Annotated in this window: 22 protein-coding genes; 9 read left to right on the plus strand and 13 right to left on the minus strand. The window is 57.3% G+C overall.

Features of this window, described 5'->3' with window-relative positions; all coding sequences use genetic code 11:
• Positions 1 to 7 precede the first annotated feature (7 nt).
• The 7 genes from AAIG26_RS02775 to AAIG26_RS02805 form a co-directional block, all read right to left on the minus strand.
• Positions 8 to 766: an amino acid ABC transporter ATP-binding protein gene (locus AAIG26_RS02775; protein ID WP_016496065.1), complete on the minus strand. Its 759-nt coding sequence runs from the start codon at positions 764 to 766 to the stop codon at positions 8 to 10.
• Positions 766 to 1833 carry an amino acid ABC transporter permease gene (locus tag AAIG26_RS02780; RefSeq protein WP_343179590.1) on the minus strand — a complete coding sequence of 356 codons (1068 nt, stop codon included), beginning with the start codon at positions 1831 to 1833 and terminating at the stop codon, positions 766 to 768. Before AAIG26_RS02780 ends, AAIG26_RS02775 begins: the two co-directional genes overlap by 1 nt.
• A 9-nt stretch (positions 1834 to 1842) precedes the next feature.
• A complete protein-coding gene (locus AAIG26_RS02785) occupies positions 1843 to 3057 on the minus strand; it encodes an ABC transporter permease subunit (RefSeq protein ID WP_097406736.1) in 1215 nt (404 codons plus the stop codon).
• Between the two features lie 63 nt (positions 3058 to 3120).
• Positions 3121 to 4167 (minus strand): amino acid ABC transporter substrate-binding protein, encoded by a 1047-nt coding sequence (locus tag AAIG26_RS02790; RefSeq protein ID WP_045508405.1) that lies wholly within the window; start codon positions 4165 to 4167, stop codon positions 3121 to 3123.
• Between the two features lie 153 nt (positions 4168 to 4320).
• Positions 4321 to 5082, minus strand: coding sequence for a sulfite exporter TauE/SafE family protein (locus tag AAIG26_RS02795; RefSeq protein WP_017456805.1), 762 nt, complete (start codon positions 5080 to 5082; stop codon positions 4321 to 4323).
• Positions 5083 to 5094: 12 nt separating this feature from the next.
• The gene (locus AAIG26_RS02800) at positions 5095 to 6417 is read right to left on the minus strand and encodes an MmgE/PrpD family protein (RefSeq protein ID WP_045508408.1); all 1323 of its coding nucleotides are present in this window, start codon (positions 6415 to 6417) and stop codon (positions 5095 to 5097) included.
• A 27-nt stretch (positions 6418 to 6444) separates the two neighbouring features.
• Entirely contained in the window at positions 6445 to 7809 is a 1365-nt protein-coding gene (locus tag AAIG26_RS02805; RefSeq protein WP_343179591.1) for an MmgE/PrpD family protein, read from the minus strand.
• Positions 7810 to 8080: 271 nt separating this feature from the next.
• Between AAIG26_RS02805 and AAIG26_RS02810 the strand changes: the two genes are divergently transcribed.
• From AAIG26_RS02810 to AAIG26_RS02820, 3 genes are all read left to right on the plus strand, one after another.
• Positions 8081 to 8728: a GntR family transcriptional regulator gene (locus AAIG26_RS02810; protein ID WP_016496072.1), complete on the plus strand. Its 648-nt coding sequence runs from the start codon at positions 8081 to 8083 to the stop codon at positions 8726 to 8728.
• A gap of 105 nt (positions 8729 to 8833) precedes the next feature.
• The gene (locus AAIG26_RS02815) at positions 8834 to 10054 is read left to right on the plus strand and encodes a diguanylate phosphodiesterase (protein ID WP_044489356.1); all 1221 of its coding nucleotides are present in this window, start codon (positions 8834 to 8836) and stop codon (positions 10052 to 10054) included.
• 172 nt (positions 10055 to 10226) lie between these two features.
• Positions 10227 to 11801 carry a sensor domain-containing diguanylate cyclase gene (locus tag AAIG26_RS02820; protein WP_269231662.1) on the plus strand — a complete coding sequence of 525 codons (1575 nt, stop codon included), beginning with the start codon at positions 10227 to 10229 and terminating at the stop codon, positions 11799 to 11801.
• Positions 11802 to 11804: 3 nt separating this feature from the next.
• Here AAIG26_RS02820 and AAIG26_RS02825 read toward each other — a convergent pair whose 3' ends face one another.
• Complete coding sequence (locus AAIG26_RS02825; RefSeq protein ID WP_016496075.1) at positions 11805 to 12224, minus strand: GNAT family N-acetyltransferase; 420 nt, start codon at positions 12222 to 12224, stop codon at positions 11805 to 11807.
• Between the two features lie 104 nt (positions 12225 to 12328).
• Here AAIG26_RS02825 and AAIG26_RS02830 point away from each other — a divergent pair, with 104 nt between their 5' ends.
• Positions 12329 to 14107 (plus strand): thiamine pyrophosphate-requiring protein, encoded by a 1779-nt coding sequence (locus AAIG26_RS02830; protein WP_174240578.1) that lies wholly within the window; start codon positions 12329 to 12331, stop codon positions 14105 to 14107.
• A 52-nt stretch (positions 14108 to 14159) separates the two neighbouring features.
• On the opposite strand, the gene AAIG26_RS02835 is transcribed toward AAIG26_RS02830, so the two are convergent.
• The 4 genes from AAIG26_RS02835 to AAIG26_RS02850 are packed head-to-tail and all read right to left on the minus strand — an operon-like array spanning position 14160 to position 18952.
• On the minus strand, positions 14160 to 14981 hold the full coding sequence (locus AAIG26_RS02835; protein WP_016496077.1) for an alpha/beta hydrolase: 822 nt from the start codon (positions 14979 to 14981) through the stop codon (positions 14160 to 14162).
• Positions 14982 to 15025: 44 nt separating this feature from the next.
• Positions 15026 to 16660: an MFS transporter gene (locus AAIG26_RS02840; protein ID WP_343179592.1), complete on the minus strand. Its 1635-nt coding sequence runs from the start codon at positions 16658 to 16660 to the stop codon at positions 15026 to 15028.
• On the minus strand, positions 16657 to 17073 hold the full coding sequence (locus AAIG26_RS02845; RefSeq protein ID WP_343179593.1) for a DoxX family protein: 417 nt from the start codon (positions 17071 to 17073) through the stop codon (positions 16657 to 16659). Before AAIG26_RS02845 ends, AAIG26_RS02840 begins: the two co-directional genes overlap by 4 nt.
• A 4-nt stretch (positions 17074 to 17077) precedes the next feature.
• A complete protein-coding gene (locus AAIG26_RS02850) occupies positions 17078 to 18952 on the minus strand; it encodes an amidohydrolase (RefSeq protein ID WP_016496080.1) in 1875 nt (624 codons plus the stop codon).
• 233 nt (positions 18953 to 19185) lie between these two features.
• On the opposite strand from AAIG26_RS02850, the gene AAIG26_RS02855 reads away from it, so the two are divergent.
• The 5 genes from AAIG26_RS02855 to AAIG26_RS02875 are packed head-to-tail and all read left to right on the plus strand — an operon-like array spanning position 19186 to position 26307.
• Positions 19186 to 19872 carry a hydrolase gene (locus tag AAIG26_RS02855; protein WP_016496081.1) on the plus strand — a complete coding sequence of 229 codons (687 nt, stop codon included), beginning with the start codon at positions 19186 to 19188 and terminating at the stop codon, positions 19870 to 19872.
• A gap of 53 nt (positions 19873 to 19925) precedes the next feature.
• The gene (locus AAIG26_RS02860; protein WP_072051623.1) at positions 19926 to 20096 is read left to right on the plus strand and encodes a DUF1427 family protein; all 171 of its coding nucleotides are present in this window, start codon (positions 19926 to 19928) and stop codon (positions 20094 to 20096) included.
• A 4-nt stretch (positions 20097 to 20100) separates the two neighbouring features.
• Entirely contained in the window at positions 20101 to 20364 is a 264-nt protein-coding gene (locus AAIG26_RS02865) for a XapX domain-containing protein (protein ID WP_045508421.1), read from the plus strand.
• A gap of 16 nt (positions 20365 to 20380) precedes the next feature.
• Positions 20381 to 20767: a response regulator gene (locus AAIG26_RS02870; protein WP_045508422.1), complete on the plus strand. Its 387-nt coding sequence runs from the start codon at positions 20381 to 20383 to the stop codon at positions 20765 to 20767.
• Complete coding sequence (locus tag AAIG26_RS02875) at positions 20764 to 26307, plus strand: AAA family ATPase (protein ID WP_016496085.1); 5544 nt, start codon at positions 20764 to 20766, stop codon at positions 26305 to 26307. Before AAIG26_RS02870 ends, AAIG26_RS02875 begins: the two co-directional genes overlap by 4 nt.
• Here AAIG26_RS02875 and AAIG26_RS02880 read toward each other — a convergent pair.
• Complete coding sequence (locus tag AAIG26_RS02880) at positions 26304 to 26924, minus strand: response regulator (protein WP_343179594.1); 621 nt, start codon at positions 26922 to 26924, stop codon at positions 26304 to 26306. The genes AAIG26_RS02875 and AAIG26_RS02880 overlap by 4 nt on opposite strands.
• Positions 26925 to 26936 lie beyond the last annotated feature (12 nt).

Here is a 26936-nt window from a genome sequence, read left to right on the forward strand (position 1 = left end):
ACTGCAATTAATGGCTGAGGATCTGATCGAGGAACTGACGGGTACGCGGATGCGCAGGCTGCGTGAAAAACGTTTCCGGCGGCGCGGATTCAACAATGCGACCGTCGGCCATCAAAATCACGTTATCCGCCACGGTACGGGCAAAGCCCATTTCATGCGTGACCACAATCATCGTCATGCCGCTGTCCGCCAGATCCAGCATCACATCCAGCACTTCTTTGATCATTTCCGGGTCCAGCGCCGAGGTTGGCTCGTCAAACAGCATAATCTCCGGTTGCATACAGAGCGCGCGGGCAATCGCCACGCGCTGTTGCTGGCCGCCGGAGAGCTGCAACGGGAACTTATGCGCCTGGTTGGCGATCTGCACTTTTTCCAGATAGTGCATCGCCAGCTCCGTTGCCTGCGGGCGGCTCATCTTGCGCACCAGCGTGGGGCCGATAATCAGGTTATCCAGCACGCTTAAATGCGGAAACAGATTAAACTGCTGAAACAGCATGCCGATGCTCAAACGAATGCGGCTGATGTTGCGCACGTTGTCATTCATTTCGATACCGTTCACCAGAATCTGGCCTTTCTGGTGCTCTTCCAGCCGGTTAATACAGCGGATAAGCGTCGATTTACCGGAACCGGATGGCCCGCAAATCACCACGCGTTCGCCTTTTTTTACGCTGAGCGAAACATCATCCAGCACCTGAAATTTCCCGTACCATTTGCTGACGGAGGTCATTTGAATGATCGCATCGTGCGGGGGCGTTGTGGTTTGCATCAGGAAACTCCTTCAGGGTTGCGGCGTTCATCGATGCGTCCTTCGATCCACACCGCGTAACGGGAAAGCGAAAAGCCAAACAGTAAATACAGGCCGGCGATAAACACATAGGTTTCAATGTAATAACGACGCCATACCGGGTCCTGCATCACTGCGGTGGTGGCGGTCAGAACATCGAACAGGCCGATAATGATCACGAATGACGAGTTCTTCATCGCCGCAATAATATGGTTGGTTACCGCCGGCAGGCAGATGCGCAGCGCCTGCGGCAGCACAATTTTGGTGGTGGTGTGCCAGTAACCCAGATTCAGCACCGCGGCCGCTTCATACTGACCGCTCGGTACCGCCTGCAAACCACCACGGATCACTTCAGCCTGATAGCAGGCAAAGAACAGGGCAATACCAATAATCACCCGCAGCAGCTTGTTCACTTCCATCCCGGCCGGTAAAAACAGCGGAAAAACGTTCACGGCGACAAATAAGATCGTGATCAACGGTACGCCGCGTAACCCTTCAATAAACACCACCGACAAACCGCGCAAAAACGGTAGCGGAGAGCGGCGGCCCAGCGCCAGCGCCACCGACACAGGCATGCCAATAATCACCGTCCCGGAAAAAAGCAGCAGCGTCAGCGGCAGACCGCCCCAGTCCGCAGAAGAGACCGGAGGTAGCCCGAACAGACCGCCACTCATCAGCACTGACATCACAACCAGCGAGACTATCCACAGCGGCCACAACAGGCGCGAGTGCCAGCACATCGGCGACAGCGAAAGCCCGACGGTGACAAACCACACCAGCACCGCCAGGGCGGCACGCCACTGCTCATCATACGGATAGAGCCCGAAGAGGATCGGACGATACTTCTCGCCGATCACCGCCCAACAGGCACCAGCCGCCGCCCGGCACTGCTCGGCCGTCCCGTTAAAACCGACCGCGTCTATCACGCCCCAGCGCAGGATCGTTGACCCCACCAGCGCCAGCACGGTTAATAACAGCAGCGTCAATACGCTTTGTGCAACGCTGCTAAATAAATGCTGTCGTAGCCAGAAAACCACAGGATTTTGCATAACGGTTCCTTAGCGCTCTTTAATGGCGACGTAGCGGTTAAACAGGTTCATCAACAGCGAGGTGGTACCGCTAATGACCAGATACACCACCATCATAATGGCTATAGCCTCCAGCGCCTGGCCGGTCTGACTCATCATGGTGTTGCTGATATTCGCCAGTTCCGGGTAGCCAATCACCACGGCTATCGAACTGTTTTTCGCGAGGCTCACATATTTGCTAGCCAGCGGCGGCACCATCACCCGCATCGCCTGCGGAATGACGACATAGCGCATGACATGCCACGATGAAAACGACAGCGCGCGCGCCGCTTCCAGTTGCCCCTTGGGCACGGACTGAATCCCCGCGCGAACAATTTCGGCGATATAGGCAGACGAGTAGAGCGAGATGCCCAGCAGCAACGCGGTAAATTCCGGGCTGATGGTAAACCCACCGCGAAAGTTAAACCCGCGCAGCTCCGGCGTATTCAGCGCATGGGGCGCGCCGGACAACCACCACACCAGCAGCGGCAGGCCGATAATCAGCGCGAGGCGAATACGTCCAGTGGGCAGCACTTTGCTGCGCCGCTCGCGCCAGTAACGCGCAAGCAGTGAAACCAGCAGGCTTAACACACAGCCAGCCAGCAGCGCCAGCAATGTCCACTGCCAGCCGCTGTGCGCCGCCGGAACGCTGAACGTTAAGCCCCGGTTGGTAAGAAAACCGCCCGGCAGTTCTATCGCCTGGCGCGGCGCGGGCAGGTTGCGGATCACCATCGACCAGAAGATCACATGCAGGATCACCGGGACATTACGCAGCAGCTCCACGTAAGTGACGCACACTTTCATCAATAGCCAGTTTCTGGAAACCCGGCCAATACCAACCAAAAATCCGAGCAGTGTCGCCAGCACAATGCCGCACAGCGTCACATAGAGGGTATTAAGAAATCCAACCACCAGCGCGCGGGTGTAGGTGTCATTCGCGGAGTAGGGAATTAACGTTTCCCCAATAGCGAAGTGCGCAGGCTGGTGCAGAAAACCGAAACCGGTAGAAATGCGTTGCGCATGCAGGTTTTCCACCACGTTGCTGTAGAGCCAGTAGCTAAATCCTGCAAGCAGCGCCGCCAGCAGCAACTGGTAGCAGGCGCTGCGCACGGACTGACTGCCAAAAAAGGTGAAAAGGCGAAACGCGGTGGCCTCGCGCGTCGCATCCGACGCCAGAACACCGGAGTTGTCAGACTGTTTCATCATTAAAATTACGACTGTGGCAGGAGTGGAGAAGGGCCGCCCCGCAAGACGGAGGCGGCCCGGCGATTAACGGATCGGCAGGCCGTAAAGCAGGCCACCTTTGTTCCACTGATTATTCAAATCGCGATCCAGCGGTTCAGCGCTTTTCGGGCCAAAGTGGCGGTTGTAAATATCGCCATAGTTGCCCACCTGTTTAACGATGTTGTACACCCATTTGTCATCCAGCCCCAGTTTCTGACCGAAGCCGCCGGTGACACCAAGCAGGCCCTGAACATCCGGATCGCTGGATTTCAGTTTTTCATCGACATTGCTCTGGTTAACATCCATCTCTTCGGCATCGAAAGTGGCGTAAACCACCCATTTCACAATGTCATACCACTGGTTGTCGCCTTTGCGCACCGCCATCGCCAGTGGCTCTTTGGAGTACATCCCCGGCAGGATCACATGATCCTGCGGTTTGTCGGTATCAAACGCCAGGATACCGGGCAGCGCCACTTTATCGCGGGCAATCACATCACAGCGACCCGCGAGGTAGGCGGCGACATACTCTTTGTTGTTTTCAATAACCACTGGCGTGTAGTGAATGTTGCGCGAGCCGAAAATCTGCGCGACGTTACGTTCGGTACTGCTTGGCGTGACACAAACGGTTGCGCCGTCGAGATCTTCCAGTTTTTTCACGCCGCTGTTGGCGCGCACCATAAAACCGGTGCCGGTGTAGAAGTTAGGCGGTGCAAAACTGATGCCGAGCGACACATCGTTAGTGAGCGTCGCGGTGGTATTACGTGACAGCACGTCCACTTCGCCAGACTGCAGCGCCATAAAGCGTTGTGCGGTCGAGAGCGGGGTAAAACGCACTTTCGACGCGTCGCCCAGCACCGCCGTTGCCAGCGCACGGCAGAAATCAACATCAAGACCTTCCCACTGGCCTTTGCTGTTAATCGCGGCAAAACCGTGACGGGCAGGGTGAACGCCGCACACCAGTTCACCGCGCGCTTTGATTTTTTTCACGGTATCGCCATTAACAGCAGGCGCGTTTTCCGCCTGGGCAGGCGCCAGGAAACTGCCGAGCGCCAGCAGCAAGGCTGAGGCGGCAAGGTGAGATTTTTTGAGCATGACCGATCCTTTTTAAAGTTGCTATCCGATTAATTAACTGTATTTATTACTGATTTCACTAACATTTCCGTTTGTATACGTATGTTCCTCATCCATGACCTCCTTAGCAAAGAACGAATTCAGTAAAGCATATCCAGAAAACCGACGATGGAATTATTGCAGCCATCCCCGCACACCTTGCCACAGCAACTGCGCGCTGAGCAGGATCATGGTAATGCGAAACAGTATGCGGAACAGCCGCTCCGGTACGTTATCCAGTACGCGCGTTCCGAGCCACGTACCCAGCGCACCGCTGATAATCATTGCCGCCAGCACCGGTAACCAGCTGGCCCAGGCAAAGCCCATCAGCCCGAACGCGAGGATCTTTAACCCGTGTTGCAACACCATGCAGGTCGCATGTGTGGCAATCAGCGGCTGGCGTTTTAGCCCTTGTGAACTGATAAGCCCGGCGACCATCGGCCCGGTTGCGCCAACAATCATCGTCCCAAGACTACTCACTGCGCCGCCAATAATAAACAACGGCCGACTCAGCGGTTTCTGTTCTCCGCGTTTACGCAGCACCGACCAGAGAATAAACAACCCCAGTGCGATACGGGCGATGCTGTCCGGGATCACCGCCGCAACCGGTGCGCCAACGGCAATGCCGACCGCGCTACCCAGTAAAAACCACAGCACCAGCGGCCACACCACATGGACTCGCTGAATCAGCGTCCGGCTAAAGTTGGAGCCAAGCTGCACCATGCCGTGTACCGGCATCAGGCTGCTCACCGGCATCCCCAGCCCCATGATCGCCAGCAAAGCCGTGCCGCCGCCGAGCCCCATGGCGGCCGTCAGCGCCGAGGTCAGGAAACTGCAAAACACCATCACCCCGGCAAATAGCGGGGAAATCTCCGGCGGAATCAACGTCAGTGTCATACTCACATCCGTTTAACGAAAATCATCCTGCAGCAGGCGATGATACAGCGCCTGAGCCTCTGCCGCTGGCAGAATTCGGCTGGCGCAATCAAGAAATTTCTGTTCGATCAAGTTATCCGGCAGCGGAATTGCCGGGCTGGACCCCCGCGCCCCGGCGACCCGCAAGGCAAACTGCCGTCCGTCGACGGTGGTCAGCGTGACGAAGGCGCTGTGTGTAATCTCTTCGTCATGGCGCTCCAGCGTCACTTTCTGCATTAACGTCTGTGTCGCCGGATCCTGAAAACGCGCGTCGTCGATAAAATCATCCAGCGTCAGGGTGCCGGTGACAAACGCACGCGCCACGCAATAATGCAGGCTGAATTTACCCGCCAGCGGGTTTTCCGGCTGCGGAATATTGATATGCGGGAAACGGATCGGGTGAACTTTCACCTCAATATGTTCAATCTCATGCGGCTGCAACCCGGTTTCCTCACGCAGCGCCAGCACGCCATCCAGCGGCGATAAAATAGCGTAACAGCATGGGAAGTATTTGTAATTGTTACTCTTCACGGTATCGAGAATAAACGGCGTTGCATCCCAGTTTTCCGTTAACGGGAGTGGGTCGACATTCGCCTGGCCGTTATAGACGTGGAAATATCCCTGATGATGCTCGAAGGCATTCGCGCCTGCGCTGAAATCCTCTTTTGCCAGTTTGCAGGCCATTACCGCGCTCCGCGCCGCCTGGCCGACCGCCAGGGCTTTGGTTTCCGTGCCGAAGTTCGATTTAATGCCGCTGGCGAGTGAAGCGGTCATCGCCAGCGCCGTGGCGGTTTGCTCTTCATTAAGATCGAGTGCCACCGCGCAGGCCGCCACACCGGCGAAAACGCCGACCGTGGTAGTCGGATGCCAGCCATGGCGGTACTGAAACGGGCTCACGGCTTTACCCATGCGCACTGCGGTTTCATAGCCGGTAATATACGCGCGCAGCACCGCTTCGCCATTGATATCCAGCTCATCCGCCAGCGCCAGCAGCGCAGGCAAAACGGCGACAGAAATATGGCCGTGCAGCCAGGAGTTGGAATCATCAAAATCAAGCAGGTGCGAAGAGACGCCATTTAACAGGGCGGCATCGAGCGCGTTCAGCTTCAGGTCGGTGCCAAATACGCGGCTGTTGCCGGTCGCGGCAGAAGGGACAATCACTGCACGCAATTTGCGCGAGCCATCCTGCACACCGCCGGCAAGCGTCACGCCTAACGTATCAATTATCGCGGTACGCGCCTGGGCGTACGCGGCCTGCGGGAAAGCCTGCCGGGAGAACGCCAGTAAATTACCGGCAAGTTGTCGGGCAATAGTCATGAACAGATTTCCTGTACAAAAAAAGAATTAGTAGTCGCCGGCAAGTAATCCGGTGATGCGCGCCAGCGATCCGGGGCGCTCGAAGTGCAGGGCGGCGTCATATAATTGTGCGCTTCGCGCCGCGCCGAGGACAGGAACGGTGAGGGCGTCAAATTTGGCGCGCAACTCATCGTCGCTCAGTGGATTTTGCGCGTGACCGCGATAGACGTCCGTATGCGCATGCAACACGCTGCCATCATCCAGCCAGACATCAATAAAGGCGGAACTGGCGGACTGTCCATCAACCGCTTCCACTTCCAGCAGCGGCAACAGCGCACGCGGGCGCGGATCGTCAACCGTCGCCTGGGTGAAATCGGTATCTGTCAGAGCGTAGCCGCTTAATGCAAGAGTGATACAGTGAGGAATGCTGAATTTACTCTCCAGCGGCGTACGCGGATCCATAATCCCGGCGTTAACCATGCCCATCGGGTGCACTTTTGCCGAAATTCGGGTGATAGTGCGCCCCTGCAATTGTGGATAAAGTTTAAGTGCGGTCTCAATGGACGCATGCGTACCACGGCAGCTGGCATACAGCTTGTAGCCGTTGGTGAGCAGTTCCCAGCTCTCGCCGAAATCAAGCGGGGGAATTTCCGCGCTGCCGTCCTGGATAAAGATTTTTACCCAGCCGTCAGCTTCATAAAAATGGTGGGCACCGACAAAATTTTCCGCTGCCAGTTCAGCCGCCAGAATACCGTCCATTGCCGCTTTCCCGGCGTGGAACGGTTTTCCGTGGGTGCCGGAAGATTTCTGCAAACCGCCCATCATGGTTGCCGCCGCGCCTAACGCGTTGCGCACCTGTTCTTCGGAAAGCTGCAAAATCGCTGCGGCAACAGCTGCCGCGCCGGCGCGACCGACAACAGAAGTAGGGTGAAAACCACGGCGTTGCAGGTTGCGGCCAACGCCCGGAACCCAGCCGCCGCCCAGTTTCGCCATCACTTCAAAACCGGTGATAAAGGCCAGCAGGATCTGTTCCTCGTCAACCGGATGCGCCTGCGCCATCGCCAGCGCCGTTGACCAGCACGGGCCGCCGGGGTGGCCTGCGCCCGCTGGGTGGGTATCGTCGTAATCGGCGGCGTGCGCCATGGTGGCGTTAACTAATACGGCAAGTGCCGGAGTGGTGGTAGTAGAAAGGAAAATTCGCGCATCACCGGCGGCATTCCATTTTTTCGCCACCTGGCGAACAGCGTTAACGGCATCGTCATTAACGGCGCCAATCGCCACGCCAAGAAAATCAATTAATGCGCGTTTTGCTTCGTGCCGAACGGCAGCTGGCACAACGAGTTGATTAGCATGGCTGATAAAATGGCTTAGCTGTTCTCCACGGGTTAATGCAGTTTCTGCTTTCGTTGTCATGGTAAAACACAGTTTCCCTGGTGTTGACTTGCAAATACGGTGTTGGCTTACAAAATAAAAAGCAAATATTCGTTTTGTGTATATTTGAATTCATTTGTATACAATGAATTTAAAATAAACATAGCAGCGATTTCGTAAACGTCAAAAGATGTTTTTTAAATAAGCAAAGAATAAAAAATGCAAAAGCCTCCCCGTTCCTGTGGCAAGATGAACGACGGCAGGGTGCAGACTTTGCAAAGCCATCATCAGTACATACGAAAGGAGCTAAAACGTGAAATCGACGGGTCGCGACGCGGGCTTAACGCCGTTTGAAATTCTTATTTCCGCTATCGAAGCGGGAGAGTTGCTGCCGGGAGAGCGTCTACAGGAGACGCGGCTGGCAGAGCAGTTTGGCCTGAGCCGAACGCCGATACGTGAAGCGCTTCACCGCCTGGAAACGCTCGGGCTTGCCGAACCGGGACCGCAACGCGGTCTTATCATCGCCCACATCAGTTACGAGCGTCTGCGTCAGTTGTTCGATGTGCGCGAAGGGCTGGAGCGGCTGGCGATGGCACTGGCAGTTAATGCCGCTTCTGACGCGGAGATCGCCCTGCTACAGGAGATGGTTCACGCCGAAGCCTCTCTGACCGACAGCAAAGCCCTTCACGATCACAACCGCATGTTCCACCGTCAAATCTACCGCGCAACACATAATCCCTATCTCAATGAAATGCTGGACAATTTACGCATCCATTTGTCGTTATTGCGCAGCACCACCTACGAACTGAAAGAGCGTACCGAAGAGTCGAAACGCGAACACCAGGCCATTGTTGACGCGCTGGCGCGACGTGACAGTGCCGCGGCGCAGGAAATCGCCTGTGAGCATATTCGCCACGGCTATCGCGCACGTTTGACAATTTTAAGCCAACGAGAACGCTAACAGATTGCCCCTTATTTGACGGACGGAAATCCTCAACCGCTGATAGACTCCGGAATGGCGTATTTTTAATCGGGCTTTCTGTGGGCATTCTGAGGGTAGCATTTCGTGTTAGCGACTTTGATTTACCGTAGCCGACTGAATCGAACATTAGATCCCTCACAACTGGCAGGCATTGTCGAGCGAGCAAGCCTGCGCAACGCGCAATTGCATGTAACGGGAATTTTACTGTTCGACGGCGATCATTTTTTACAGGTCCTTGAGGGACCGCAGGCATCGGTCAACGCGGTGTATGAGCGGATCGGCAAAGATCCCCGCCACGGTAACGTGGTTGAACTGCTGCGCGATTTCGCGCCGCGCCGTCGCTTTGTTGACAGAGGAATGGTGTTGTTCGATTTGCGGGTGATGAAACCCCACGTCGTGCTACGCGCGATCCTCCGCTTTGGCACGCTGAAATATAAGCTGGCCAGCAATGATCGGGTCTACAAATTTATCCGCACGTTTATCGCCTCGCCGAACACTAACGGCGGGGTGCGTAACACGTCGCCTGAACAGTGGCGTTTCGCCATCAAAACATCGCCTTTCGCCAGCGATACCCCGTTATTTCACGAACAACCGTGCCAGTTTGCCTTCCAGCCCATTATCGAACCATTGCGCGGCAATATTTCGTCGCTGGAAGCCCTGATCCGTGGACCCGACGGCGGCAGCCCGCAGGACTATTTCTCAACGATTGCGCCAAACAAGCTGCACGAAGCCGACCTCGCATCGAAAGGCTGGGCGCTGGCAATGGCGCGTCGCCTCGGCATTGGTAACCACAAAGTCGCCATCAATTTGCTGCCGATGTCGCTGGTCAAAATTCCCGGCGCGGTGGACATTCTGCTGAATCACATCACCCGTAACCAGCTTAATCCCGGGCAGATCATCGTCGAAGTGACAGAAGATGAAGTGATTTCCGGTTATGAAGAATTTACCTGGGCCATCCGCCAGCTGCGCGCCGCCGGTATTGGTCTGGCGATTGACGATTTTGGTTCCGGTTTTGCCGGGTTGTCATTGCTGGCGAAATTCCAGCCAGACAAGCTGAAAATCGACCGCACCATCGTCACCGATATTCATCTGCATGGCCCGAAACAGGCGATTGTGAAAGCGATTATCGATTGCTGCGCCGAACTGCAAATTACCGTCGTCGCCGAAGGGGTGGAGAAGGTGGAAGAGTGGTGCTGGCTGGAAGCCGTTGGCATTCAGCGTTTCCAGGGGTTTCTGTTTGCCCGCCCGATGCTTAATGGTGTTTCGGCAATTAACTGGCCCCAGCGCATCCTTCACAAAATCTAATCTTTTCCGGCAAGCCTCACTGCTAAGGAGGATCCACACGGTATTCTCCTTTTTTATGCCAACGCCGCGCGTATTACGCCGGAAATAGCGCAAACACCTGCGTTATTTGGCTTATAAATCATCGTTCTTCTATGCTTAACTGAATAACAGTGGATGTGGTTGCGGGGGAATGATGAAACTCAAAAGACGTGTCGCGCGGGCGCTGGCGCTCCATTCCTCCCTCGGGCGCAGTATCACTTTTTTTATGGTTGGTCTGTTACTGGCTGGCAGCGCGACCAGCGCATGGACCTTATCCCGGGCATGGGAACGTGTCGTCGAAGACAGCGAACGGGATGCGATTAACCTTTCCGTTTCACAGGCGCGCCAGGCGGAAGATACCTTTTTGCAAACGGAGCTGGTGCTGCGCGACATTCGCCGCAACCTACCAACAGACAGCATTGAAGGCATTGATGTCAACCAGTTCGGCGTTTATCTCGCAGAGCTGGCAGAGCGGTTACCGCAGTTGCATGGGCTGATGGTTTACGACACCCAGGGCAATATGAAAGCCACCTCGTTTGGCAAAATTCCGGTGATGTCGAACAACAGTGACCGCGAATATTTTGTCTACCACCGCCGTAACGGCCACGGCAGTATTCACATCGGCCATGTTATTCGCAGTCGTTCGACCGGCGATCTGGTGATCCCGGTGTCGCTGCGCATCAGCGACAGTTCCGGCGGTTTTGCCGGTGTTTTGCTGGCAACGGTAAAAGTCGACTATTTCCGCCATTTCTATGGCTATTTTGAGTTGCAAAGCCGCGATATGCTGGCGTTGGTAAATACCGACGGCACCGCCGTGTATGTGCGCCCCTATGGCGATGAAATCATCAACCGCAATCTCTCTGCCAGCCCGTTATTTACCCGCGAACTGGCGAAAAAGGACCGGGGGAATGGCACCTGGGTTTCCGCACTGGATCATATTGAGCGCATTTATGGGTTCGCCCGCCTGGAGCGCTATCCGCTGGTGGTGGCAGCGGGTTATGACAAACCCGCGCTGTGGCATAGCTGGCTAAAAGACAGCCTGCCGGATCTGGTGCTTAATGCCATGCTGCTGCTGGGTACGCTGCTGATGGGGGCGATTATCTTCCGCCAGGTCAGGCTTAATGTGCGCAACCAGACGGAACTTGCCGTCCTGCGCGATGAACTCACCAGCATCAACCACACCTTGCAACTGATGGCGCTGGCTGACGGGTTGACCGGGCTTGCCAACCGTCGCCAGTTCGATCTGTTTCTGGCAAAAAGCCTGAAAGCCTCTGCGGTGACGCAAAAACCCGTCTCGCTTATCATGCTCGATATCGACTATTTCAAGCGTTATAACGATTTTTACGGCCATGTTGCCGGCGATAACTGCCTGCGAATGGTCGGCGAAATTATTGCCAAACTGAAAGTACGCAGTCACGATCTGATTGCCCGTTACGGCGGCGAAGAGTTTGCCATTATCCTGCCCGATACCGGCCCGGAAGGCGCGCTGTTTGTCGCGCGTCAGGCTGTCGCAATGGTGCGCAGCGCCAAAATTCCGCACACCAAAACCAGCGGTCAGGAAAATGTGGTCACTATCAGCGCAGGCTGTTACAGCCTGATCGCCGATGCGAATTTTGACGATGCCATCCGGCTAAAAGAGGGCGCTGATAAAGCGCTTTACCAGGCCAAAATAGAAGGGCGCGATCGCGCGGTTGCCGCAACAGAAGCGCTGTTACGGCAAGTGGATTGAATTTCAGACCAGCGCTTTCGTTAGATAGTGGCGCTGCATACCGGTGTGCGGATAATCCGGCAGCGACATTTGCAATTCATAACCGAGTTTTTGATAGAAAGGCAGCGCCTGAAAACTGAAGGTATCCACCAGCGCATGGTGGCAACCCAGTGCGACCGCTTCCTGCGCGGCGCGCTGCATCAGTTCTTTGCCAAGCCCGCTGCCACGCCGATCCTCATGCACCCATAAATAGTGGATATTCAGCCAGCCACCTTGCTGGTGGGCAATCAAACCGCCCTGCATGACGCCATTATCATCGCGAAAATAGACGCCCAGATGCGCCCATTCGCTGAGATTAACAAACTGCTGATTGTAGCGGCGCAAACCGGTAAAAAGCTCCTGCTGATCCTGCTCGGTCACTTCATGTTTAACTATCAGCGCCATTTCTCTTTTCTCCTCTTTGTATTTATCAGAATGATAACAGGTTGGTCAGCGGCGAGCGTCGTCTACCCTTAAAGACTGTTACCAATTCGCAAGGAGAAAGTACAGTGAGCATGAAAACCAGTGATTTCTTTGTTCAGCGTCTGAAAGAATGGGGCGTGACTCGCATTTACGGTTATCCAGGCGATGGCATCAACGGTGTGCTGGGCGCCATCCAGCGCGCTAATAAAGCGGGCGACGGGATTGAATTTATCCAGGTTCGCCATGAAGAGATGGCCGCGTTTATGGCGGTCGGTCACGCAAAGTTTACCGGTGAACTGGGGGTCTGCTTATCGACGGGCGGCCCGGGTGCCACGCATCTGCTCACCGGCTTGTATGACGCCAAAATGGATCACGCGCCGGTGCTGGCCATCACCGGGCAGGCAGAAACCACCGCGCGCGGTGCCAGTTACCAGCAGGAGATGAACCTGGATCGCGTTTTCGCCGATGTCGCCAACTTCGTGCAGGAAGCGGCATCGCCCGCGCAAGTCCGGCATCTGGTCGATCGCGGCGTTCGTGTGGCAATGGCGCAAAACGGTGTGGGCGTGGTGATCATTCCCAAAGATGTACAGGACGAAGCCTGGCAACCGCCCCGGCACGCGCACGGATTTACCCATTCAGGTTCGGGTTACCAGCGACCACGCGTCATCCCACACGATGCCGACCTGCAACGGGCGGCAGAGGTACTCAACGCCGGGAAAAAGGTGGCGATACTGATTGGCGCGGGCGCGCGTAACGCGGCGGTGGAAGTGGTGCAGGCGGCAAATTTACTGGGCGCAGGCGTGGCAAAAGCCCTGCTCGGCAAGGATGTGCTGCCTGATGACGCACCGTTCGTCACCGGCTCCATTGGCCTGCTGGGCACGGAACCATCGTGGAAACTGATGCAGGAGTGCGACACGTTATTGATGATCGGGAGCGGTTTTCCGTGGACGGAATTTCTGCCGCCGGAGGGCAACGCGCGCGCGGTACAGATCGATATTGACCCGGCAATGCTTGGCCTGCGCTACCCCTGCGAAGTCAATTTGCACGGGGATGCAGCCGAAACCCTGCGCGCATTGCTTCCGTTGCTGACGCACAAAAACGACCGTAGCTGGCAGGAAGAGATTGCCCGTCAGGTGCGCGACTGGTGGCAACTGATGGAGCAGCGCGCCATGGCGCCGGCAAAACCGGTCAACCCGCAACGCGTGGTCTGGGAGATGTCTCCGCTACTGCCGGAGAATGCGATTGTCACCTCTGACTCCGGTTCCTGCGCGAACTGGTTCGCCCGCGACTACCGCGTTAAGCAGGGGCAGCGCGCCTCGCTTTCCGGCGGGCTGGCCTGTATGGGTGCCGCGGTGCCGTACGCCATTGCCGCGAAATTTGCCGCGCCGGAAAAACCCGTGGTGGCGCTGGTGGGCGATGGCGCCATGCAAATGAACAATATGGCCGAACTGATCACCATTCAGAAATACTGGCAACAGTGGCAGGATCCCCGCTTAATCATTTGCGTATTCAATAACCAGGATCTCAACCAGGTCACCTGGGAGCAGCGCGTAATGGAGGGCGATCCCCGCTTTGAAGCGACGCAGCAACTACCGGATGTGCATTATGCGGAATTTGCCCGCACGCTGGGGCTGGAGGGTATTTTTGTCGATACGCCCGAGGCCTTATCCGCCGCCTGGCAACAGGCGTTGCAGGCGGATCGCCCGGTGGTGCTGGAGGTGAAGACCGATCCGGAAGTTGCGCCATTACCGCCGCACATCACCTTCAAACAGGCGAAAGCGTTTATGGCGTCAATGGTGAAAGGGGATCGCGGTGCAGTTCAGGTGCTGAGCGATACCGCCAGCCAGTTGTTCCATAAGAAGTGATAAAAAAGCCCGGTGCGCATGGCGTACCGGGCGAGTGCAATATCAGGGGTAATTACAGTTTGTTGAGGAACGCCAGCAGATCGGCGTTCAACTGATCCTGATGCGTGACTGCAAAGCCGTGCGGGCCATTTTCATAGACTTTCAGTTCCGCGCCTTTAATCAGTTCAGCCGATAATTTACCGGTCGCTTCAAACGGCACGATCTGGTCGTTACTGCCGTGAATAACCAGCGTCGGCACATCCACTTTCGCCACATCCGGGCGGAAATCTGTTTCCGCAAACGCGGTAACGCAGTCAAGCGTGCCTTTCAGCGACGCCAGCAGGGCGATATTCAGCGTTTGCGTCAGCACGCCGTCAGAGACTTTCTGCCCGGCGTTCAGGCCATAAAACGGCGTGGCGAAATCACTGATAAACTGCGCGCGATCTTTCAGCAGACCGGCCTGAATCCCGTCGAATACGCTTTTATCAACGCCCTGCGGGTGATCGTCGGTTTTGCCAAAAATCGGCGTCACCGCGCCGAGCAGTACCAGACCGGCGACACGCGCGCTACCGTAGCGGCCGATATAACGGGTGACGTCACCGCCGCCCATCGAGAAGCCAACCAGCGTCACATCGTGCAGATCCAGCGCGGTGATCAGATCGTTAATATCGGAAGCAAAAGTATCGTAGTTGTAGCCATTCCACGGCTGATCGGAGCGACCAAAACCGCGACGGTCGAACGCAATCACACGGTAGCCGCGTTCAGCAAGAAAATTCAGCTGACTGTCCCACATATCGCCATCTAACGGCCAGCCATGGCTGAAGAGAACCGGCTTACCCGCACCCCAGTCTTTGTAATAGATCTGAGTACCATCCTGCGTTTTGATTGTGCTCATGTGTTTACCTCATTGTTGTGTTGTGGTTTTTAACTGCATAACGCTTATCGTTGCGCGGGCGCGACCAGATGCCGGACCACCGGCGGCTCGTCGCCCTGATGAAAGGCCAGCACGCGCTCTCTGATCAGTTTGTCATTGACCGTGTGACGTTCATGCTGGCGCAAATGCTCGATCCACGATCCCATCACCCAGGTTTCAACAAACAGGCCAGCATGGTGGGCATCTTCATACACCGCCCAGCCCATCGCGCCGGTACGCCTGCGCACGCGGCGCATCTCCTGCATCGCACAGACAAAATCATGCGCATCTTGCGGGGAGACCCGATATTCGCAACTGACCATCACCGGCCCGCGTTCATGCGGAATGTCGGTTTCGGTCGCGAAGCCCGCCGGATCAATCATGTCGAGATCCAGCGCGGCGTCTTTTTCCAGCCGCCAGCGTAAAACTGTAGCAGTTCCCAGCACCATCCCCAGCGTGGCGGCACAAAGTGCCCACGTCACGCCGAACTCCGACGCCAGCTTGCCCCAGATGGCGCTGCCGACCGTCATTGAGCCGAAGAACACGGTCAGATAGACCGCCAGCGCGCGCGCTTTTACCCAGCGGGCTGCGCTGCGCTGTGCGCCGACGTTCAGCGTCGAGAGCACGGCAATCCACGCGAAGCCGGTAAAAAACTCAAAGGCATTGAGCAGCCAGACATGGCGAATAAACGCCAGCGCCACCATGGTGACGGCAAACAGCAAACTGGCGGCCACCATCATCTGGTCGGCATTCAGCCGCTTGCGCAGTTTTGGCAGCAGCATCGCGCCACAAATCGCGCCGGACCCGATACAGGCCAGCATGATGCCGTAACCGCCAGGGCCGAGACCCAGCTCGCGTCGCGCCACCAGCGGCAGCATTGCCCATCCGGCGCTACCAAACAGGAAAAACGCCACCGTACGCGCCAGCACATTGCGCAGCACCGGCGCGGCGTGAACATAGCGCAGCCCACCGCGAATGGCGGTAAAGAAGTGTTCCGGCGGCAGACGCTGAATGGTCACCTGCGGCTGCCAGCGATAGAGTACAAACGCCACGCCCAGTACCGACAGGGCGTTCAGGAAGAACACCATCCACGGACCGGCGAAAGAGAGCAGCAGCCCGCCCAGCGCCGGACCAATCGCGCGGCTGATATTGATGCCCAGCGAATTAAGGGCAATCGCCGGACTCAGTTCGCGTTTTTCAACCAGATCCGGCACCACCGCCTGGAAAGCCGGTGAGCTAAGCGCCGCGCCGGTACTGAGTAAAAAAGTGGCCGCCAGCAGCACTTCCGGCGTGACATTGCCGGTAAACGACAGCAGCGCCAGACCGGCTGCCGCACAGAACGTCCAGGCTTGCGAAAAGAGCAGGATTTTGCGCCGTTCAACGATATCCGCCAGTACCCCCGCAGGCAGTACAAACAGGAACATCGGCAGGCTGCTGGCCGCCTGCACCAGCGCGACCGCCAGCGGATCGGCGCTCAGCGAGAGCATTGTCCAGTTCACCCCGATGTCGCTCATCCATGAGCCGACATTGGATACCACTGTAGCTATCCATAGCATGCGAAAAACGCGCTGGCGCAGCGGCTGCCAGGCAGAAGCGGCTGGAGCAGCATCAATATCAGGTGACACTGTCACCGCTGCGTGCAGTTCGTTTTGTTGCGTCATGCCAGTGCTCCTTTCGCCGCCACGCGCAGCCGCCAGCTTCCCGGCCCGGTTAACAGCAAGGTGGTGAAGATAATCAGCAGCAACCAGCCAAATTGCCCCTCGGCCAGCGACCAGTCTGCATGCACGACCAGCATCGCGACCAGCAGCACCACGATGATCGGGATACAGGCCAGCCGTGTGGCGACACCGGCGATGATCAGCTGCGGGCAAACCACTTCGGCGAAAATCGCCGGCAGCAGACTCATCCACGGGCCGAGACCAAATGGATCTTCGATATGCGCCAGTTCGTTACTGAAATGCAGCACCTTCGGCAGGCCATGCACATACAGCAACAGCAGGCTGCCGGTCAGGCGCAGGAAGAACAGCCCCGCATCAACGCGGGGCGAAACAGCTGAGAAAGAGGATGTTTTCATGATGTCAGAACGCAAAGCAGCTGCAACCGAGCGCGCCCCAGAAGGCGTTCTCATCGGAAACCGGCATGGCGGCACCGCGTGCAACATCGTGTTGATGGATATGTACGCCACACGGACCAGAGCAGTGGTGTACGCCCGACGCCTGACCTACGCGAGCGGCCTGCGGCGGCGCACTGCGATAATGACCAGGGACCTTCACCACCGGCGACCAGTCTGGCAGTACCGGGATCGCCGGCGGTGCCAGCGGACCAAACGCGCCAGCGGCATAAACAATCTCACCGCCGACCACCGTCAGCACCGATTCAATCCCTTTGATCTCCTCCTCAGGTACGCGGAAGTAGTCTTTGCTGAGGATGGCGAGATCGGCCAGTTGACCGACTTTAATCTGGCCTTTTTTCCCCTGTTCGCTGGAGAACCAGGCGCTGCCTTGCGTCCAGAGCAGCAGGGCGGTATCGCGATCGAGACGCGCGCTGTGGTCGTACATTTGCATGCCGCCAACCGTACGCCCGGAAACCAGCCAGTAGAGCGCCGTCCACGGGTTGTAGCTGGCAACGCGCGTGGCGTCGGTGCCCAGACCAACCGGCAACCCGGCTTCCAGCATTTTCGCCACCGGCGGCGTCTGTTTAGTGGCCTGCGAACCGTAGCGTTCAGCGAAATATTCGCCCTGGAAGGCCATGCGATGCTGAACCGCAATCCCGCCGCCGAGCGCTTTTACACGCTCAATATTGGCTTCGGTGATGGTTTCCGCATGGTCAAAGAACCAGTGCAGACCGTTAAACGGAATGTCGCGGTTCACTTTTTCGAATACATCCAGCATGCGGCTGATCGATTCGTTATAGGTGGCGTGCAGGCGGAACGGCCAGCGGTGCTCAACCAGATGGCGCACCACGCGCTCCAGTTCCTCTTCCATACCGGGCGCCAGATCCGGGCGCGGCTCAAGGAAATCTTCAAAATCGGCGGCGGAAAAGACCAGCATTTCACCGGCACCGTTGTGGCGGAAAAAGTCGCTGCCCTGGCCCGGCGTTAACATATCGGTCCATTTTTCGAAATCTTCCAGCTCATGCCCCGGACGCTGGGTAAACAGGTTATAGGCGATGCGAATGGTCATCTGCTGTTTGCTGTGCAGTTCGGCGATCACTTCGTAATCTTCCGGATAGTTCTGGAAACCACCGCCCGCGTCAATTGCGCTGGTCAGCCCCAGACGATTCAGCTCACGCATAAACTGGCGCGTGGAGTTTACCTGCTGCTCCAGCGGCAGTTTTGGCCCTTTCGCCAGCGTGGCGTAGAGGATCATCGCGTTTGGCCGCGCAATCAGCATCCCGGTCGGGTTGCCATTGCTGTCGCGCTGAATTTCGCCGCCCGGCGGGTTAGGCGTGTCTTTGGTGTAGCCCACCACGTTCAGCGCCGCGCGGTTGAGCAGGGCGCGATCGTACAGATGCAGGATAAACACCGGCGTGTCCGGCGCGGCCTCGTTAATTTCGTCCAGCGTCGGCATACGGCGTTCAGCGAACTGGAACTCTGTCCAGCCGCCCACCACGCGTACCCACTGCGGAGACGGCGTGCGCAGCGCCTGTTCTTTCAGCATACGCAGGGCATCCGCCAGCGACGGCACCCCTTCCCAGCGCAGTTCCAGGTTGTAATTAAGCCCGCCGCGGATCAGGTGCAGGTGCGAGTCGTTCAGCCCCGGGATCGCCGTATGGCCTTTCAGATCCACCACTTTTGTGCGTTCACCACGGTAAGCCATCACCTCGGCTTCGGTCCCCACCTGGACAAATTTTCCGTCGCGGATAGCCACGGCATCGGCGAGCGGGTTTTCCCGATCAACCGTATGAAACTGACCATTAAGCAATATCAGTTCTGCATGTACGAGCGAATCCATACTTCCTCCAGTCTGGCGGCCTCATGGGCCGGATAAGCGTCTGGGCGGATTATGCTAAGCGTTGGGAAAGAATGAACAGTTATACGAACGTATAGGTATACGAAAGGATAGTTATACCTTCAGATAATAGTTATGCCGGGGAGGGATACCTAACATACAGCCAACGATAGCGATGGCGCGTGAGTTGCTGTCTGAACGTAACACTCCTCACTTTAACCTCTAAGGATGCTTGTATGACTACCGCGAAACTTGAAGTTCTGACCCCGGCAAACTGTCAGTTAATCTTTATCGATCACCAGCCGCAGATGGCGTTTGGCGTGCAGTCTATTGACCGCCAGGTGCTGAAAAACAACACCGTCGCGCTGGCGAAAGCCGCCAAAGTGTTCAATATTCCGACCATCTTCACTACCGTCGAGACCGAAAGTTTCTCCGGCAACACCTATCCTGAACTGCTGGATGTGTTCCCGGAGAAAGATATTCTGGAACGTACCTCAATGAACTCCTGGGATGACCAGAAAGTGCGTGATGCGCTGGCGGCCAACGGCAAACGTAAGGTGGTGGTGTCCGGCTTGTGGACCGAAGTGTGCAACAACACTTTCGCCCTGTGCGCCATGCTGGAAGGCGACTACGAAATCTATATGGTGGCAGATGCCTCCGGCGGCACCTCGAAAGAGGCGCATGATTACGCCATGCAGCGCATGATCCAGGCAGGCGTGATCCCGGTGACCTGGCAGCAGGTGATGCTGGAGTGGCAGCGTGACTGGGCGCACCGCGAAACGTACGACGCGGTCATGAATATTGTGAAAGAGCATTCCGGCGCATACGGCATGGGCGTCGATTATGCCTACACCATGGTGCACAAAGCGCCTTCACGCGCGAAAGCGGGTCATCGCACGCTGGCACCGGTTCCGGCGAAATAAGTCTCTTGCTGGCCGGTGTACGCCGGTCAGCCTTTAAACGGCAGGAGAATGCCATGAGTGTCGGACTTGTCTCTTTCGCCGCAGGCGTGCTGATTGGCGTGATGTACGCCTTGCTGAAGGTGCGATCGCCTGCGCCACCGGCGATTGCGCTGGTCGGGTTGCTTGGCATGTTGATGGGCGAACAGCTCGTCAGCGCACTGATCACACAAGCTGCGGCGGGGTGAGCCTATGAAATCCTGGATCCTTTCCCTCCTGGTCGGTCTTCTGGCCGGGGGGATTTATGCTTTACTGGGGACGCGTTCCCCCGCACCGCCGGTGATTGCCTTACTGGGGTTATTCGGCATGCTGGTGGGAGAGCAACTGGTTCCGATTACCCGTCGGTTACTTGCCCGGCAACCGTTAACCATGGCATGGTTTCGCCATGAGTGTGTGCCAAAGATTAGCGGTACGCCGCAACCTGAACCGCCGGACGCACCGCCGCGCCGGGATTAATGCCCCGAGGATAACCATGACGCACACCCTGCGTATTGCCATTGTTGATGATGAACCGTCCGTGCGTAGCGGGTTAAGCAATTTGCTACAATCGGCGGGGTACGCCACGCTGACCTTCGCGTCCGCCGAGGCCTTCCTCAACGATGGTAGCGCGCAGCGGCAAACCGCACTGGTGATTGCCGATATTAAACTTAAAGGCATGAGCGGGGCGGCGCTGTACGAGAAACTGCAATGTAACCCGTGCCCGCCGCCGCTGATATTTATTTCCGGTCACGACGATGAAACCTGGCAACGGTTCGCGGGGCAACCCGGTGCCGTTGCTTTTTTGCATAAACCGATCGATATCGACATGCTGCTTGATCATATTTCGCGCACGCTGGCGGGAGGTGAAGAGACGCCATGACCGGAAACGCAAAATCACCCCCCTGGCCGCCGATGCTGGCCGAAAACCAACCGTTTACGCTGCAGGATGATGCTATCTACACGCCGCTGGCGCAGGAGGGCGGCATTGTCTGGATGAATGCCCACTACCCGTGGGCGAGCGATGCGTTTATTCTCGCCACGGCGGTAAGCGACGATGCCGAGCCGCGCGCCAGCCAGTTGCTGAACAACGAATTAGCGTTGCGCCAGCAGCTTGATAGCCGTTGGGCGGTAAAACCGGTGGCCAGCACGCAGTATCACGGCCGCGTTGCGCTGGTTTACCCCACATTTGCCTTTAAACCGCTCACCCGCATGATCACCCAGCCGATGGCGTGTATCGCCAGCTGGCTTGAACTGACCCTGCGCATCTGCACGCCGCTGCGCCAGATGCACCAGAGCAACCTGATCCATGGCGATATTAAACCCGGCAATATTTTTCTCACCGATGAAGGCTGCCGGTTGGGCGGGTTTGGACTGACGACCAGTACCGTCGGGGAACCGGCGCAGAACTGGCTGCCGCTCTCCGGCGGTACGCTGGCCTATATGTCACCGGAGCACACCACGCGCACCCACCACGCCGTGGACAACCGCAGCGATCTCTACAGTCTGGGGATTGTCTTTTATGAGCTGTTGACCGGCACATTGCCGTTCGATCTCAGCGAAGGCGGGCAGGCGGAATGGGTGTTGCACCACATCGCCTCTGAACCTTCGCCGCCGCATAGCCTGCGCGACGGGGTGCCGGAGATGCTCTCCACCATTGTGCTGAAGCTGCTGGCAAAGTCGCCGGAAAAACGTTACCAGACGGTCGATGGGCTGATGGCGGATTTGCGCCGCTGCCAGGCGACATTAACGCCCGATGGCGAGATAGCCGCCTTTACGCCAGGTCTGCAGGATCGCTCACCGGCGCTGCATTTTGCTAACACGTTGTATCGCGCCCATCCGCAGGCCAAATCGCTGGCAGACGCGCTGGATGCGGTTGTGCAAAGCGGTACGCAAACGCTGGTCACCATCAGCGGTCCTGTCGGGATGGGGAAATCGTCGCTGATGGCCTCGTCGTTAAAGGCCTTTCAGAGTCGCCCGTCGCTTATCGCGCTCGGGAAGGTGGAACAAAACTCGTCGATTCTGCCGCTGGGTGTGCTGACGGCCGCTTTCCGCTCGCTGGCGCTGCATTTACTGGGGTTACCCGCTGAGGAAGTGGCGCGCTGGAAGACGCGGCTCAGCAGTGCGCTCACCGGTTATGAAGCGCTGGCGGTGAGCCTCGCGCCGGAGCTGGGTCTGCTGATTAACAGTAAACCCGTGCTGTTTGTCGACACCTTGTCACTCGATTCACGCGCGCGCTTCAACCACATGGTGCTGCGGCTGGTGAATGTCTTTGCCACACCAGGTTGCCCGTTGATTATCCTTATCGATAACCTGCACTGGATCGATGACGCCAGTCTGCATTTACTGGAATACCTGTTACAGCACAGCCATGCCTTGCCGCTGCTGATGGTGGTTTCACACCGCGACGTTGCCTCGTTAGACGATCCGGCTTTTGCCACCGCGCTGGCCCGCTTGCGTAGCGCCGCCAGCCGGGTAATTGAGTGTGTGCCGCAACCGCGTTCGGCGAAAGCAATCTCGCGCTGGCTGGCGACCGTTTTTCAGACGCGCCCGGCATCCACCCTTGAGCTGGCAAAACTGATCCATGAAAAAACCGGCGGCAATCCGCTGTTCGTCCATGAGTTCTTTAAGCGCATTACCGAAGACGGTCTGGTGAGCCATAACAGTTACCAGGGCAAATGGCAGTATGATCTGGCGGCGATTAGCACCCGCTACCACCGTGAAAACGTCCCCGATCTGCTGCTCCAGCAGCTGGCGCAAATGCCGCCTGAAACGCGCATCCTGCTCGGGAGCATGGCCTGTCTTGGCAGCGCGGGGGATATCACCTTAATAAGCCGTGTGCTGAACCTTTCTGCCAGCGAGGTGCATTACCGTCTGCATCCTGCGCTTACGGTACAACTGGTCACGCTTAACGCCGCCGCGTACACCTTTACCCATGAGCGCATTCACGAAGCGGCCTGCGCGCTGCTGGAACCTGCATATTGCCGCCAGTTGCATCTGGCCACGGCCACACTACTGGCGCAAACGGCAGCCGAAGCCCCGGGCAATGAGCTGCTGTTTCGCGCAATTCACCACATTAATGCCGCGGCCGACGACATTTTGCCGCCGCAACGCCAGCACTTCAGTGAACTTAGCCTGCTTGCCGCCAGACGGGCAAAACATACCGGCGACTACACGTCGGCCCTGAGCTATTTACATCTCGCGCAGTGGCTTCGCACCGGGACAGGGCATGACTTTGCGCTGTCGCTGGAGGAGACCGCCTGTGAGTTTTTGCTCGGTAACCTGTCAACCGCGCGCGGACTGTGCGAACGGTTACTGGCCTCGCCTGGCGGGCTCACGGAAAAAGCGCAGGCCGCGACATTGCTGGCAGAAGTGCATATTCGCCAGTCCGGTTATCAGCTGGCGCTGGAAACAACGCTCTGTTGGTTGACCGTGTTTGGCATTCACCTCAGCCGTTATCCTGACGATGCAGCCTGTGATCACGCGTGGCAGGAGATGCATGCGCGTGTTGGAGATAATCCCGCGCATCTGTTTACTGCGCTGCCGCGCATGAATCATCAGGAAACCGACGCGCTGATGAACCTGCTGGCGAGCGCCAGTTTGTATGCCAGCTTTAATTGCCCGCGCCTGCATTTCCTGTTGCTGTGCCAAATGCTACAATTGACGCTCGAACGTGGGCTGACCGGCGCATCCACCTCGGCACTGGCCTGGTTTGGTGTACTGCTCGGTGAACGCTATGAAGAGTATGAACTGGGCTACCGTTACAGCGTTCTGGCGCAGGAGCTGGTGACGCGCCACGGTTTACATGAATTTGCCGCGAAAGCCCTGGTGCCGCTCGGGCGTAGCTGTGTCTGGACACAACCGCTATCACGAAGCGTGGAATGCGCTAACGCCTGCTTTACCGCGGCCGTTGCGCATGGCGATCTGACCATTGCCTGTTTTGCCGCTTTTCGCCAGGTGATCAACGCCATGAGTCGCGGCGATCACCTCGACACGGTATTAGGCCATATCGATCGCGGTCTGGCTTTTATTCGTGAAACCCAGTATTCGGACATGGATCACCTGCTGCTGTTACAACGTCACTTTGTCGAGTATCTGCGACAGCCGGATAGCATGTTAAGCGGCAAAGCGATCCTCCCCCGATCGCTGCTGCCCCCGACGCCGCCTGCCACCATGCTGTTCTGGTTCTGGCTCTATCGCGGAATGGCGCACTTTTTCACCGGGGCCTGTTCCCGCGCGGAATCGTGTCTGAAAGAGGCGGGGAAACATGCCTGGTCCGCACCGGGGCATATCAGTCTGCTGGATTATCACCTTTACAGCGCACTTGCGCTGTCGATGCAGTTAACGCCAGAGACGTTTTCCGCTGAGCACCGCCTGCGGCTGAACCAGCACTACAATAAAATCGCCCGCTGGGCGCGCGTCAATCCGGGAACCTTCAGCGATAAAGAAGCGCTGGTTTACGCGGAAATCGTGCGCCTTGACGGCATGAACAGCATCGCGCTCGAACAGTATGAGAAGGCGATTACGCTGTCCCGCGAAGCCGGTTTTAACCCCAGCAATGCGCTGGCGCATGAACTGGCCGGGCGTTTTGCGCTCTCCTGTGGATACCAGACCGCAGCCGACGCGTATTTTCGCGGCGCGATGGCCGCCTGGGGACGCGTCGGGGCGCAGGCCAAAGTCCGCCATTTGCAGCAGGAGCATCCCCATCTTTTCACGCCCGTGGAAAGTACCCCCTATGACACCATCTCCTTTGCGCAGAACGATGAAATCCGCGATCTGCAAAGTATCATCAAAGCCTCCCGCGCCTTATCAGAGGAGATCAACCTCGAACGGCTGATTCAGATCCTGATGACCATGTTGCTGGAGCGTGCCGGTGCGCAGCGCGGCTTACTGATTCGCGTACTTGATGACAACATTCCGGAAATCGAAGCCAGCGCACACACCAGTAAAGAGGGCGTACTGGTGCGGGTGATCAAAGAGATGCCGCTGGCGACAGATATGCCGTTATCGGTGCTGGCGGCCGTGATCCGCACCGGACAAGAGATCCGCACCGGCCGGCCGGAAGAGTACAGCCCGTTTAGCCAGGATCCGTATCTTGTCTCTTCCGGGGCGGCGGTAATGTGTGTGCCAATGTTCAAACAGGCGCGGCTGGTGGGGGTGTTATATCTGGAAAACCGCCTGATGCCGGAGATGTTTACCGCAGGCCAGTCTCGCGTCGTGAACCTGCTTGGCGCACATGCTGCGGTGTCGCTGGAGACCGCGCGGCTGTATGCCAAGCTGGTGGAAGAGAACATGCAGCGTCGGCGCGTAGAAAAAGAGCTGCGCGCCAGCCAGACCTCGCTGATGCTGGGCGAACAAATCAGTCACACCGGAACCTGGCGCTGGGAACTGGAACAGGATTTGATGCATATGTCGGATGAGTATGCGCGCATCCTCGGGCTGGACGAGAAGCGCAAACTGATCTCCATGGCCGAGTTTTTAACCTTTGTTCACCCGGACGATCATCCGCATATCAGCGCGCTGGTCACCCGCAGTGTCGCGCAGGGTCTCACCATGCAGGCGGAGTTTCGCATTATCCGCACCGATGGCGAGTGCCGGTATATCCTCGGCATCGGCGATCCGGTCTCTTCCGGTGATGAGGTGCATGAATATTTTGGCACCATTACCGATATTACCGCCCAGCGGCAGAGCGAAGATGCCGCGCGCGTCGCTCAGGCCGAGCTGGCGCGGGTGTCGCGCGCCACCACCGTCGGGCAGTTAACCTCATCGATTGCCCATGAAATTAACCAGCCGCTAATGTCGATTGTCTCTAACGCCGGTGCCAGCCTGCGCTGGCTTAATCGCTCACCGATCCCGGTCGATAATGTGCGCGTTGGTCTGGAGGAGATTATCAGCGAAGGGCAGCGCGCCGGAGAGGTGATCCGTAGCCTGCAATCGCTGACGCGCAGGCAGGAGCCGGTGTTTGAGCGCATCGATCTGCATTTCTTACTGCGCCATATCATGACCCTTTCCCGCAGCGAGCTGGCGCGGCGGCAGATCGCTGTTGAGTATGCCCTTGATGCGCATAACAGCTTTATTTATGGCGATAGCGTACAGATCCAGCAGGTGCTGCTTAACCTGGTGATGAATGCCGTTGAAGCAATGGCGGATATCGACTCGCGCCCGCGCGTGTTAACGCTTTCAACGCTGACGCAGAACCCGCAAGAGGTGATTTGCCAGATTGCGGATACCGGAAGCGGGATGAGTGCAGAAGTGCAGGGGCGGCTGTTTGAGTCGTTCTATACCACCAAAGCGCAGGGCATGGGCATGGGATTGACCATCAGTTATGCCATTATTGAGCGGCATAAAGGCAAGCTAACGGCGAAGTCGAGGCTACCATTCGGCAGCGTGTTTGCCTTTACCTTGCCGGTGTCCGCGGATTAGCGGCTGCGGGATTTGGCGATATGCAGGTGACTTGCGGCATGCACCAGATCCGCCAGCGAGCGGGCCTGCATTTTATCCATCACCCGGCGGCGATGGACTTTTACGGTAATTTCGCTGACACCCAATTCCGCCGCAATCTGCTTATTAAGCAAGCCACTGATCGCCAGCTCAAAAACTTCCTGCTCACGCGGCGTCAGGGATAAGTGGCGCTGCTTGAGAGCAAAGTTTTCCTGTTGTTGCTCGAAATCTTGCGCCGCCACCGTCAGCGCGTCAGCGACCGCCGACAGCAGGCGTTCGGACTCTACCGGCTTCGTTAAGAACTCACGCGCCCCGGCTTTCATTGCCCGCACGGTCAACGGAATGGTGCCATAACCGGTCAGAAAGATTATCGGCAATTCGCGTCCGCGATCTTTTAACGCGCTGGCGACATCGAAACCGTCCGCGACCGGCATATTCAAATCCAGAATCAAACAAGAGGGTACGGAAACCAGCGGGTGGGTGAGAAAAGATTCCGCAGAGGCGAAATCAATGGCGCGGTAACCTTCTGCTGCCAGTAGCCGGACAATTGATTGTCTGACGGCATTATCATCATCGACAACATATACGAGAGGTTCCATTATCTATCAGCC

Source organism: Kosakonia sp. PSU_27 (assembly GCF_039409795.1).
In the GTDB taxonomy this organism is placed as follows: domain Bacteria; phylum Pseudomonadota; class Gammaproteobacteria; order Enterobacterales; family Enterobacteriaceae; genus Kosakonia.